Raw genomic sequence first — 13,046 nt, 5'->3', positions numbered from 1 at the left:
GGTTTCACCCCGTTGGAGGGGGTGTTGAGTAAACGAAAACGGTGCCAGGTTCGTGATGTATCGCCCGGGTGTTCCTTGCGTTCGGAGCGTTTGCGTGCCACGCTGTAGAACTATGACTACAGGAAAGGCGGACACCGCCACCGTCGCGTGAGCGCCGCACCGATTCGCTCGTCGGCATCACGTCGAGCGACATTGCCCGAGAACTTCAATCTCTTCGATGAAGACAGTCTGGCCTTGGAAAAGATCCGCGACGTTTGGCTCGAACGCGGATTGTGTACTCGTCCTGCTGATCGAAACACTGCAGAATCCTCTGTCTCGCAACTGTATCGGCGGTCCGGATTCCCGAAACCGGAGTTCGTCTGGGTTCCGTCTCCCCGTGCCGGTTCGGACCTGCTCGTCACCGAAGGACTGTCGACCAAGATGTCCTTGGACGGCGCCGGACTCGACTGCGCATCTGGGTATATCGCGAGCATGTTTGCGGCATCGCGCCGACGCATGGACGCGCGAATCGAATGTCGGAGAACCGGCTGGCAGATAGAACGCCGGCAGAGGGAGCGCCTTATCAGGGCATCCGTTTGGGAATCGTTGCACACCACGCTGTTCGACGGCGTCGCAGCTGCGATACGAACGATGTTGACCCCGGTGGCCGGCAGGGTGACCTGGTACGGACAGCAAGAAGCCCATCGAATCGCGTACTACGACACGTTCCGCCGATATGGTCTTGCGACATTCGAGTCGGAAGACCGTGAGCTTCTGGACGTGCAAACGGCGCTGGCTGACTCGACCGGGTGGTGGTGGGCGTTCGACAATGTGTGCATCATGGCTGAACGACCCACCGCCTTACATGCCGAACCGATTCCGGGCAGCGCGCAGGGAGCGCAGCGGTTGCACCATTCTGATTCCCCCGCAATCGAATTCGACGACGGCACAAACGCGTTCGTTCTGCACGGGGCGATCGTTCCCGACTGGGTGGTGCTCGACCCGAACCCCGACCGGATCGCGCAGGAGCGCAATGTCGAGATCCGCCGATGTGCGATCGAGCGCATCGGCTGGGATACCTACATCGAGATTGCCGGACTGACACTGGTCGACGAAACTGACGATCCCGGCAATGCAGGTTGTCTCCTTCAGCTCTACGCGTCACCGGAAGCCTGGGGCCGAAGTGTACGAATCCTGCTCGCGATCAACGGCTCTCTCGAGCGCGATGGGCATCGTCGGCGATACGGTCTTCACGTGCCGGGATGGTTCACGTCCGCGATGGATGCCGCCGGATGGACCTACGGCATCACCGGTGCCGCCTATGCACGCCTCGTTCGCCGAACCTGAACGTCAAACGCACCCCAACCTCAAACCTCAGGTGATACTTATGAACTCGAACATGACCTTGTCCGCTCTTACCACCCTCACGGGCCTCGATGTCTTCGACTATCTCGACAAGGAAGTGTCCATTCCTGTGGTCGACGGTCTTCAGGCACAGGGCGATCTCATCGTGATCCCGTTCTCGCTGCTTGCAAACATCGTCGCGCCTCTGCCGTGGACTCGATCAGTGAACGTTCCGCTCTCCGGAGTGGAACTGCTGCGAAGTGCGGCGGGCGGGAACCCTCACAGCTTGGTTGCAGATGCAGGGGAGTGCACCTGGTCGACGCCGGTGAAAGATGCGCGGGGCCTTGCACTCGGCGTGCTCGACACCCGGGTGACTGCGTACCTCATCCATCCGGAGCACGGCGCGACCGGCATCGCTCCGGGGCGGTACGTCATCGGACGGCAGCAGGAAAGGGGTGTCGGGCGTGCGCGCGGTGCGGTGATGCTTGTCGCTGATTGACACGCCGGTCTCGAGTTGGCGGGGGAGTGAGCACCACTTGCGTAGGGCGAGCACCGGTTTCCGCGTGCTGCACGGTGTGTTGGGTCGAGGGAAAGGGTGCTCGGTCGGCTAGGGGTTCCCATACAAACGCGAATGCCCCCACCATGACGGTGAGGGCATTCGCAGGTGGTGCGTCTACTTCTTGCGGCCGGGAGCCTTTGCGCCGGCCTTGAATCCGAGTCCGCCTGCCTTGGGGGCGGGCGGCGCAGCAGCAGGTGCCGGAGTTTCCGCGGGTGCGGACGCCTCAGCAGTTGCTTCGGCAGTTGCTTCTGCCTTCACGGGTTCTGCCTTCACGGGTTCGGCCTCCGCAGCCGGTGCCTCCGCAGTCGGTGCCTGCGCTGCCGGCGCCTGGGCTGCCTTCCGAGCACCGGGAGCCTTTGCGCCCGACTTGAATCCGAGTCCGCCGGCCTTGGCGACCGGTGGAGCCTTCGGAGCTTCCGCCTCGGCGGCCGGAGCCTCTGCCGGTGCAGCAGGTGCAGCGGCGGGTGCTTCGGGCGCAGCGGCAGGTGCTTCAGAAGCAGGGGCTGCCTTCGCTCCAGGCGCCTTGGCCCCGCCCTTCATCTGCAGTCCCTTGCCGCCGGGAGCCTTGGCGCCGGACGCCAGGCCCAGACCCTTCGGCTTGGCGACGGGTGCAGCAGCTTCGGGTGCAGCAGCAGCCTCAGCAGCGGGAGCTTCCGCTGCCGGTGCGGCTGCAGCCTTGGCTCCGGGTGCCTTGGCGGCGCCCTTCATCTGCAGTCCCTTGCCGCCGGGAGCCTTGGCTCCGCCCGCAAGACCGAGGCCCTTGGGCTTTGCCGCCGGTGCGGCGGGTGCTGCGGCTTCGGCAGCGGGAGCTGCGTCGGCTTCGGCAGGAGCTGCCTTCTTGGCGCCGGGAGCCTTGGCCCCGCCCGCCATTCCGAGTCCCTTGCCGGGTGCCTTGGCGCCGGGAGCTTTCGCCCCGGGTGCCTTGGCAAGGCCCTTCATGGCGAGGCCCTTGCCGGCGGGAGCGGCCTTGGCTTCCGGCGTCGCAGCTGCTTCCTCGACTTCGGCGACCCGATCCTGCTCGACGGTTTCGGCCTTTGCCTCAGCAGCGACCGGTGCCTTCTCCCGCGGGATCACCTTGATGTTCTCGGTGAGCTTGGCGGGTTCGAGACGGGTGACGGAGTTGAGCATCAGCTGTGCGACATCGACAACCTCGACGCCTTCGCCCTGGCCTTGCTCCTGGCGGGCAGTGACGCCGTCGGTGAGCATGACGCGGCAGAACGGGCAACCCGTGGCGATCTTCTTGGGGTTGGTGGAGAGCGCTTCGTCGACGCGGTCGACGTTGATGCGCTTGCCGATGTTCTCTTCCATCCACATGCGGGCGCCACCGGCACCACAGCACATGGAACGTTCACCGTGACGCGGCATTTCGACGAGCTTGGCGCCGGAGGCTTCCATGAGTTCACGAGGAGCGTCGTAGACCTTGTTGTGGCGTCCGAGGAAGCACGGGTCGTGGTAGGTGACGTCTTCGCTCACGGATGCAACGGGGATCAGCTTCTTCTGGCGCACCAGGCGGTTGAGCAGCTGGGTGTGGTGCACGACCTCGTAGTCGCCGCCCACCTCCGGGTACTCGTTGCCGAGGGCGTTGAAGCAGTGCGCACACGTGACGACGATCTTGCGCTTCTTTTTCTCGATACCGTCGAAGACGGAGTTGAGCATCTCGATGTTCTGCATCGCGAGCTGCTGGAACAAGAACTCGTTGCCGGCACGACGAGCGGAGTCGCCGGTGCAGGTTTCGTCGGCGCCGAGAACCATGAACTTCACTCCGGCGGTGGCGAGGAGCTCGGCAACGGCCTTGGTGGTCTTCTTGGCACGGTCTTCGTAGGCTCCGGCGCAGCCGACCCAGAAGAGGTACTCGTAGTCCTCGAAGCTGTCGGCATCCTTGCCGAAGACGGGGATCTCGAAGTCCATCTCGCCTATCCAGTTGAGACGGTCCTTGGAGTTCTGACCCCAGGGGTTGCCCTTGTTCTCGAGGTTCTTGAACAGGCCGGCGAGCTCGGAGGGGAATTCCGATTCGATGAGGACCTGGTAGCGGCGCATGTCGATGATGTGGTCGACGTGTTCGATGTCGACGGGGCACTGCTCGACGCAGGCGCCGCAGTTGGTGCAGCTCCACAGGGTTTCGGCGTCGATGACCGGGGCCATCTCACCTTCGACGGTCTCACCGACGAGCTTGCGGTCGGCCTCGAGTCGTGCGGCCTCCGGGATCGCGGCGAGGGCGGCTTCCTTGACGTTGCCTTCCGCGTCGACGAGACCGATCTCGTCGCCGCCCATGTCCTTGCGTCCACCGGCCAACAGATACGGGGCCTTGGCATAGCCGTGGTCACGCAGCGACATGATGAGCAGCTTGGGGGAGAGCGGCTTTCCGGTGTTCCACGCGGGGCACTGGGACTGGCAACGCCCGCACTCGGTGCAGGTGGTGAAGTCGAGCCAGCCCTTCCAGGAGAAGTCTTCGATGTTTCCGGCGCCGAGGGTGTCGGTGTCGGGGTCGACGTTGTCCATGGTGAGGGCTTTGCCCTTGGACATCATGGGCTTCGCGGCGCCGAGGGCGACGGTGCCGTCGTCTTCACGCTTGAAGTAGATGTTGAAGAACGCCGAGAAGCGGTGCCACGCGACGCCCCAGGTGATGTTGCGGCCCACGATCGCGAGCCAGATCATGCCGGTCATCAGCTTGACGAACGCGAACACCGAGATCATGACGGGGCTGGCGGGAAGCAGTTTCGCGACCTGCATGGTGAAGAAGTCGGTCCACGGGTTGGCGTGGCCGTAGGTCGCGATCTTGCCGGCCTTGACCATGATCATGCCCAGGCCCTCGAGCAGGACGATGCCTTCGATGACGTAGGCAGCCTTGAAGTTGGAGCCGCCGAAACGGGACAGGCGCGCGGGCAGACGCGGGTGGTTGAGCTGACGGATCACGATCAGCGTGGTGATACCGATGACGGTGCCCAGGCCGAGGATCTCGTCCCACAGGTGCCACGCCCACGTGTTACCGAAGATGGGCCAGTGGAACTCGGGGTTGAACGTCTGGCCGTAAGCCTCGAACCACAGCAGGAATCCGCCGAGGAAGCCGACCATGACGAGCCAGTGGGCCCAGCCGACGCTGCGGAACTTGTTCATGCGCGTGTGCGCGATGAACTCGATGATCATCTGCTTGAAGCGAGGGAAGAACGGGCGCCATCGATCGGGTGCCGACTGGCCGATGCGCACGGTGTTGAACATCCTCAATGCACCTGAGAGGAAGATGTACCAACACACCAAGCTCAGCAGTGCACCAATCGTGCCCAACGTAATCGTCAGGGCATTCATGTCGCGGCCTTTCGTTTCAGGGCGACGCGTCGGCCACCTCGGGACAGCCCACTGATACTAACCTGCGTTATGTTACCCGCCAGTAACTAGCATTACCAGCCTGTAGGTACCGGCTGGTAACCGCTCGTGGCCTGGAGAGATCAATCTTCTGCGTCCGACGGGCTTGGCCAGACGCAGACATGTCTGGTCGTCACGTTAGGCGGTGCCCATCAGGTGTCCATCTGTCAGGCAGCCCTAACTCGGGTTCCGAGCAGGTGAGGACAACCGACCGGCTGTTATCGTTACGCCCGTCACGCACAGGGGAAACGGGTGGTGTGAGTCATCGACTTGCGCCCGCCCGATCCCGGGGAGGATTGAAAATGTTCATTCGTAAAGCTGCGGCCGTCGCAGCGATGACCATTGCCGCTACGGGCATCGCTGCAGGTACTTCTTACGCAGCTCCGGAGACGTCACCCGACGTTTCTTACACCGCCGAGGTCGTCGACCAGGCTGTCGTCACCACCATCGATGCCGGGGCATTCCGCGTATCCGGTGACGGAACACACGTCGACCTGCAGAACAGCCAGGGCGCAACTCTCGTGAGCCTGCCGCTCGCGTTCAACCTCGGCGACGTTCAGTTCCCGTTCGACGAGACCATCAGTGAGGACGGCAAGACCCTCACCCTCAAGCCGAACCTGGATCCGGCCAGTTCCAAGCCGAAGCCGGTCGCTGCCGAGTTCACCCCGGTTGCGTCGCCTGACGAGGATCAGAAGGCAATCGAGAAGTTCCAGTCACAGCTCGGGCTTGCCACGCAGATCGGTAGCCTCACCGGCACGATCGTCGGGGCGGTCATCGGTTGCATCGTGGGTCTGGCCGGCCTGGTCGTCGGTTGCCTGCCCGGCTTTGTCACAGGGGCCGGTATCGGTGGAGTCGCCGGTACCATCCTCGCCGGCGGTGGAACCGCCATCGTCGCGGGTATGGACCTGATCAAGGTCCTGAACGCTCCGGCTGGAACAACTCTCTTCCAGTAGAACGTCACAAACGCCGAAACGGGCGCCACACCTTCAGAAGGTGTGGCGCCCGTTTTGCTGTCTCGAGGAATGCGTGTGATCAGTAGTCGCGAACCTTCAGACCCGGATTGGCCGCGAGGATGTCGTTGATCGGCGTCGCGTACTGCGTCGGTGCTTCCTGTCCGAACAATGTCTCGGCCTGAGCGATCTCGCACAGGGGAGAGGTGGCGACGTTGGAGGCGCTCGTGATGCCTACTGCCAATGTTCCGGAGACGATGGGGCCACCGCTGTCACCCTGCAGGACGCAGATGTTCGTGGTGAAACCGTTGTCGAGGGTGTGATCTAAAACCTTGGCGACGCGGTTGACGCCGGTGACGACGCCGCAGCTGAAGCCGGTGGTCGACCCTGCCTTGCAGACCGGGGCTCCCACAACAGGATCGGCGGTACCGGTGATGTTGACCGAGCGGTTGAACGGGACCCGCACGCTGTTGTTCTCGAAGCGGTACTTCGCGTTGTCGTCGATGTTGATGATCGAGTAGTCGCGTCCGTCGAAGCTGCTCTTGGCGAAGTATCCGACGCGGGGTCCGGTCTGGTTGTTCACCATCGGGAAGACCTGGCTGGAGTTCGAGGTGCCGGCAGCGGCGCGGTTGGGATCACAGTGGCCGGCGCTGATGTTGACCGTGCGTCCCGAACCGTCGGTGCCGTTGAAGCCGAACGAACAACGCAGCCCGGTGTTGCCGGAGGTTGCGCCGAAGGCGTCTCCGCCCAGTGCGGCGTCGCCGGTGGCGGACCCGGTTGCGGGGATGAGGTCCGCGACGATCGGGGGAACCAGTAGCGGGGCAGCGGTGTGCACGACAGTCCGCTTCAGGAATTCAGGCAATTCGATGCCGGCGGCAGGATCGGCCGTGAGGGCGACTCCGTTGCCGACTACGTCGACGGCAATGCCACGCACGAGGTCAGCGACCTCGGCAGGCTGCGAATCGAGCCACGTGTTGAGCGCCGAGAGCTGACCCTGCAGAGCCTGCTCGCTCTGAGCGACGTCCTTGACCTCGAAGCCCGCCTTCTCGGCAGCCTCGCGGGCGGCGTCCTTGTCTCGACCGTCAGCGAGTGCGACGACGCCCTTGCCGAGGTCGTCGAGCCAGACACCGGCAAAGGAGTCGGGGAACTGGACGCGCGCGATGGCGGCGAACTCGGCGAGCTTCTGCGCGAGCTCGGAACGTGAGACGAACTGGTCGGGCGTCAGCGCCAAGTCATGCTGTAGAGCTTCGGCGAGTTCTACGGGCAGATGGGCTGCCTGATCGGATACCCCGGATTCATTCGGTTCTGCGTTCGCGACCGCGGTAATCGGTCCGAGGAGCAGCAGCGCGGCCGAACCGAACACTGCGGCACGACGTGCGATGGAGCTTCGCATGAGGGCCTTTCCACTTCGTTGACCGCGTACCACCCCCCTGGGAGCACACGGATACGGCTCACGGACTTGTGGTGAGCCGATCACAGTCGACCATGACTATATGGGTTCGAACGCACTAATCCCACCCGTTACACAAGCGCGCAGCGGTGACTCCGACCGCCGACAGCACTGTGCCCGCCGATCGAGAAACGGATCGGCGGGCACAGTGAGTAGCTCAGGGCTTGGTCAACCCGCCGTGCGAACGCGGATTCCGGAACCGACACCGCCACCGGATGCGCGATCTGCCGCGTCGAGAATGTCTCCGACCGGAATACCGAGATTCGAGGTTCCACCCGAGGTCGCCAGTACCAGGTTCGCTTCGTTGCAACTGGGGGCGCCGCTGCTGTTCGAGCCGCTGGTGATGCCCAGCGCCAAGGTTCCGGAGACGATGGCGCCGCCACTGTCGCCGGCGAGGGTGCACGCGGTACCGGCGAATCCACGGACGGTTCGCGAATCTCCGTCGGCCATGACCAGCTGTGTTTCGACTCGATCCGCCGCCACGACGCCACAGGTGAAGGACGACGTCTGGCCCGACTTGCAGATGGGGGCACCGATCACGGGGCGTGCTGTTCCGGTGATCGCGAGGGTGGTGCCGTTGGCGCCGCGGACGGCAGCGCGATCGAGGCCGGCGTCGATGCCCGACTGGTCGAACTTGATGACCGAGTAGTCGAGATCGCCGGCGTTGTTGCCGACGGAAGACTGTGAGAAGGCGCCGATCAATTGACTGTCGTCGACGTTCGCGTGATTCGGCAGGTAGACCGGCGACTTCGAACCCTCGGCCGGATTGCAGTGTCCAGCACTGATATTGAGTGCGTTGTCCTGATTGTCGACGGCATTGAACCCGAACGAGCAGACCGAGATGTTCTCGGTCGGTGTCTCGCGAATGGGGCCCGTCGACGTGATGTAGGTGTCGCCGCCGAGTGCCCGGGGATCAACCGATCCGCCACCGTCCGGGCTGAGAACGATCTTGGTGTTCTCGAGCCGGGTCGGAAGATTGAGTGCCTGCCCGACGGGGCTGTTCGCGACGTCGATGACAACCTGGTTGTTCAGGACGTCGATAGTCGCCGAATTGACCGCGCGTGAAATTTCCTTGGGCAGCCCGGCAATCCATCCGTTGACGTCGGCCAGTGTCTTCTCGAGAGTGTCGGCGGAGACCGGGGCGACGTGCGTGCGGTAACCGTCGTCGGCGGCGATGCGTGCAGCTTCGGTGGCGGTGACGGCTACGACGGGTTGACCGTCGAGTCCCATCCACGAGCCGGCATAGTCGCCGGGGCGCTCGGACTTGAAATCCTGGGCGTATGCACCGAGCTCCTGAGCTTTGGCAGCGCGGTCCAGATACTCCTGCGGGGAGATCTTCAGATCGCGGGTGATCGCCTCGACAAGCTCAGCCGGAAGCTGGTCGGCTTCGAGCTGTTCGACATGCGTGTCGGAGGCGGGCTCTGCCGATGCCGTCGTGATGAATGGAGCTGCGAGCAGTAGTGCCGAGGCGCCGACCACAGCGGTGCGGATCGCCAACGAGTTACGCATGAAATCCCTTCAAGTCCCCGGCACCGAGCCGGTAGGTACCGCACCCACCATAGGGGAAAAGTTTCGACGAGGAATGTGCGCCTCCCGTCGAACACTTGAATTCTTTTGGCTAACTGGGCATTCCAGGTCTCGGGGCCACTGGCATTGCAGGCATGTCGGGATTCGGTACCACCGGATCGGTTGTGACGGTCGGGTTGGACGGCTCCGTCGGCGTCGTCTGTGTATCAGTGGGGTCGGTCACGGTGGGAGTGTCCGGGGTGGCCGGATCCAGCGGTCTGACGACCGGCGGCAGGTGCTCGATCCGAAGCGGGTCGATCTGGACGGTGATCGGGGATCCCTGCTGCACGGGGGCATTCGCCGTCGTCGATTTCTCTGCACTGGCGCGCGGGCTCTCCGGCGTTGGCTGGGATTCGGATGAGGTCGATTCTGCTTCGGATGACCACCACTGCGCCGTCGGCTGCGCGCCGAGTACGGGTACTTCCGAAGGGAGCGTGGTCGCTGATTGTGAAACCGCGCCGGACGGACTCGCCGCGGTGGTGGGAGTGGTGCCGGGTGCCAAGGGAGATTGTGCGTCGAGAATCCCGGGTGCCGGAACTGTCGGGGTGTGTCCGATGATGACCGCTGCCGCACAGCCCGACACCGTCAGAAAAACTGCGGCGGCTGCTGCGGCGATGATCGGTCGGCGCTCCGACTGCCACTGACGACTGCGCCAACTGTCGACACTCGCTGCTTTCGTGACCGTTGCCTCCACGTCGGATTCCGGCTCCGGTTCGATCAGGACGAACGGCGGAAACTCCTCGGGGGTCTCCTCCGGTTCGAAAAGAGCGGTTGGCTCGGGTTCGGAACACGCAGTGGTGATCGAGAAGGGCGCGGCCAACGCTGCGGCTCCGCGAGCCGCACTGTCGTCGGCATCCGGATCTGCGAGCCAAGCCGCGGAGGCGTCCTCTTCCGGAATCAGTTCGACGCCGTCGAGATCCATGCTGTCGAGTGCGACGCGCAGTGCGTCGACGGAATCGCTCGACCAACCTGCGGGAATCACGGCAGAGATGTCCAAGTTGTGTTCGGTGAGTGCGCGAACCTCCCTGACCAGGCAATACATAGCCGTCGCTACGAGTTCTTCCCCTCGCGTCATGTGCTCGGAGAAGTTGTCGATATCGTCAGTTCCGACCCTGTCGAGGAACCCCCGCAACCCGGCGGAACCAGTCGCGGTTTCACCTAGCTGAACGGTGCCGTCAGGGGCGTGGTGCAGCACCGATTCGCGTTCGAGGGTCACCAGCACCGAGTCAGGTTTCGCGATCGCAGCAATGCTTCGTTTATTGCCGACGGCGAGTCCGACTCCCCAATTCATAGCGATCCCCGTTTCACAGTTACCGAACTTTGCTCGGCATGCATGTCCTGATTCCTGTGAAAACTATCACTTAAACGGATATACGCAACCCTCCGGACAATATTCAGCTAACTATTTGTTCGCCGGTGTCATGCTTCGAAGGATGGTGAGCAATTCCGAACGGGACTGTGCCCCGACGCGCCGCTTGATGCGTGCGACATGGTGCTCGACGGTTTTGGCGGAGATATAGAGACGTTCGCCGATTTCCCGATACGTCAGGCCGACGACGACGAGTTCGGCAACTTCTTGTTCGCGCTCGGTCAGTACCGACGGTGGTGTCGCGCTGTCGGCCGAATCGGTTGCGATCGTCTCGGCCGTCGACGTTGTGCGTAGCGAGCGTGCAACGTGGAGCAATGCCGTCGCCGATTTGGTGTCCGGGGTGCGCAGCGCTGCTTCGCCGGCGAGGCGGGCCGCGTCCCAGGGGAGTCCGATTCGGCTGAGCGTTCGCGCAGCGGCTTCGACTTCGTCTGCGTCGACGCTGCCCTGCATGAGTAGGAGCCACTGGCGGCCGGCGGTCGCCAAACCGGCTGCGTAAGTGTGGGTTTTGGCTGATTCCGCGAGTGCATGCGCGTGTGGAAGGAGGTCGGCCGGCGACTGCGCGAGGATCGATGCCTGGACGCCGTACCAATGAAGCGGCGAAGACCACAGCGGCGGCTCGCCGAGTGCGCGGAGGAGTGAGCGCGCGTCGTCGACAAGATGCTCGACCTGCTCGGCCTCGTCGAGTCGTACTGCTGCAAGCCACAGTTCGCCGATGGGAAGCAAATTGAAGAGATCCACGCTGCAGGACGCGAGGGTGCCTGCCGCGCCCGACCAAGCCCGACGCAACTGCGCGAGATCACCGGAGCGCCGAGCGAGACCCACCATCAGAGCATGTAGAAACAGTGCATCACGTTCGCGGAGGGGGCCGCGGACTACATCGTCCGGTAGGTCGTCGACAGCAGTTTCGTTCCCACGAATCATCGCGATCCAGGCGCCGAGAATGTGAAGCCGCGCCCACGTGTGGCTGCTTGCGTCGTCGCCGGCGATCGCGGCGGTGACAACAGCGGCGGCGCGTTCATGGGCACCGTTGTGCAGGAGCGCCAGAGCGACCAGTGCCGGGGCGGAATCTGGCTGGAATTGCGAGGTGTCGGCGCCGCCGGGGAGGGAGAGTGCGCGTGACATCGTGTTGAGCGCACTCGGTGCACCCCCCGTTACCGATTGCATCAGTCCGTTGGCGAGTGTGGCAGCGCCGACCGTGGTGCTCGACGGTGATCCGGTGTGTCCGGTGAGCGCCGCGTTCGCGTCGTCGACCTTGCCGATGCCGAGGAAGGTGATTGCGGCGAAGGGGGATTCGGTTCCGGTGCGCTCTGGCCCGAGCCAGGCGTAGAGATCAGCAGCAGCGCCGAGTTGACCACAGCTAGCGGATGAAGCCGCGCGGACCCGCACTGCCGTCGCCAGTTTCGCGTTGTCGAGATCGGGTTCGGCGATGACGGAATCTGCCAGGCGGCACGCGGTGTCGAGGTCACCACTTCGAGCCGAGGCCTGGGCGTACAGCAGCGTGTCGGTCAGGTCGAGAGGCTCGATCGAATGCACACGACGAAAGAGATCTGCTGCGACCGCCGGCATGATGCCGTCGACTGCGTCTCGTAGCACGGCCGTGAGATCTCGGTGGCGGATGCCGGAGTCGAAAAGCCTTATTGCTGTGTCGATGTCGAGAGTTCGCGCGTGCGCGCGTGATTCGACGATTCTGATCAGCTCGCTGCGGATACGCCCCGTACTGGTCGACTCTGCCAAAACGGTTGCGACGAGAGGAGATCGTGAACCGAACAGTCCGGACGCCAGTGCGCGGTCGAATGCGGCTGTGAGGCTGAACTTCTCCTGTCCCAGATCGAGTTCGAAAGCGTCGACGTCCGGGACGGCCAGTGAAACCTCGAGGATCTCCCGCTCGATCGGATGCAGAGCAGTGACCTGATGGAGAAAGTGTGTGCGTACAGCCGGCGCCATTTCCGGGCGGCCCGCCGCGGCGGCGGCGAAGTACGCTTCGATTGCCCCGAAGGAACCACCGGCAAGGTGCTCGAGCGTCAGCACTGCACGGTCGTCAAGTGGGATTCTTCGCTCTGCGGCGATCTTCCGAATATCGGATCGGTTCAACGGGTTCAGGTGAAGGACGGTACCGAAACTCGAGATGCTCGCGTAGATCGGTGCGAGTGGAGGATCGATCCGATCGGAGGCGATGACAACTCCGAGGTCGTCGCGTTGAACAAGCTCGTTCAGGGCGCGGATTTCATCGGAGGTCAGAGCCTGCGCGTCCGCGATCACCACAATCGCATCGGCCGGGGCGTCATGTGCGAGCGTGGTGACCACGGGCTTGTCACCCGATTCGATTCTTTTCCGGACTGCCCTCGACACCTGGGGCCGAGCGCTGGCGTCGGTCCCGGTGATGAACAGGCGCAGTGGCGATGCAGTCAGATCGATGCCGCGCAAAAGTCCTGCGATGTACGACGATTCGGTGCCGCTGTCACGGTTCAT

General features: G+C 63.7%; 8 protein-coding genes. 3 read left to right on the top strand and 5 right to left on the bottom strand.

Going from position 1 to position 13,046, the window contains the following annotated elements; translation table 11 throughout:
• The first annotated feature begins 147 nt into the window (after positions 1-147).
• Together ACWF6P_RS17970 and ACWF6P_RS17965 are read left to right on the top strand one after the other, a co-directional pair.
• Entirely contained in the window at positions 148-1,326 is a 1,179-nt protein-coding gene (locus ACWF6P_RS17970; RefSeq protein WP_452621890.1) for a DUF6745 domain-containing protein, read from the top strand.
• A 40-nt stretch (positions 1,327-1,366) separates the two neighbouring features.
• Entirely contained in the window at positions 1,367-1,822 is a 456-nt protein-coding gene (locus ACWF6P_RS17965; RefSeq protein ID WP_378448579.1) for a hypothetical protein, read from the top strand.
• A gap of 174 nt (positions 1,823-1,996) precedes the next feature.
• On the opposite strand, the gene ACWF6P_RS17960 is transcribed toward ACWF6P_RS17965, so the two are convergent.
• Positions 1,997-5,185, bottom strand: a complete 3,189-nt coding sequence (locus ACWF6P_RS17960) for a (Fe-S)-binding protein (protein WP_452621889.1) — start codon at positions 5,183-5,185, stop codon at positions 1,997-1,999.
• Positions 5,186-5,544: 359 nt separating this feature from the next.
• Here ACWF6P_RS17960 and ACWF6P_RS17955 point away from each other — a divergent pair, with 359 nt between their 5' ends.
• Positions 5,545-6,195, top strand: coding sequence for an ammonium transporter (locus ACWF6P_RS17955; RefSeq protein ID WP_452621888.1), 651 nt, complete (start codon positions 5,545-5,547; stop codon positions 6,193-6,195).
• Between the two features lie 79 nt (positions 6,196-6,274).
• On the opposite strand, the gene ACWF6P_RS17950 is transcribed toward ACWF6P_RS17955, so the two are convergent.
• The 4 genes from ACWF6P_RS17950 to ACWF6P_RS17935 form a co-directional block, all read right to left on the bottom strand.
• Positions 6,275-7,585 (bottom strand): S1 family peptidase, encoded by a 1,311-nt coding sequence (locus ACWF6P_RS17950; protein WP_158170301.1) that lies wholly within the window; start codon positions 7,583-7,585, stop codon positions 6,275-6,277.
• A gap of 225 nt (positions 7,586-7,810) precedes the next feature.
• Positions 7,811-9,151 (bottom strand): S1 family peptidase, encoded by a 1,341-nt coding sequence (locus tag ACWF6P_RS17945; RefSeq protein WP_452621887.1) that lies wholly within the window; start codon positions 9,149-9,151, stop codon positions 7,811-7,813.
• A gap of 109 nt (positions 9,152-9,260) precedes the next feature.
• On the bottom strand, positions 9,261-10,499 hold the full coding sequence (locus tag ACWF6P_RS17940; protein ID WP_452621886.1) for a hypothetical protein: 1,239 nt from the start codon (positions 10,497-10,499) through the stop codon (positions 9,261-9,263).
• Between the two features lie 111 nt (positions 10,500-10,610).
• Entirely contained in the window at positions 10,611-13,046 is a 2,436-nt protein-coding gene (locus ACWF6P_RS17935; protein WP_452621885.1) for a LuxR C-terminal-related transcriptional regulator, read from the bottom strand.

The sequence above is a fragment of the Rhodococcus sp. NPDC055024 genome (assembly GCF_053608585.1).
The sequence above is the reverse complement of the archived record's forward strand: the minus strand, read 5'-3'. Positions and strand labels throughout refer to the sequence as shown.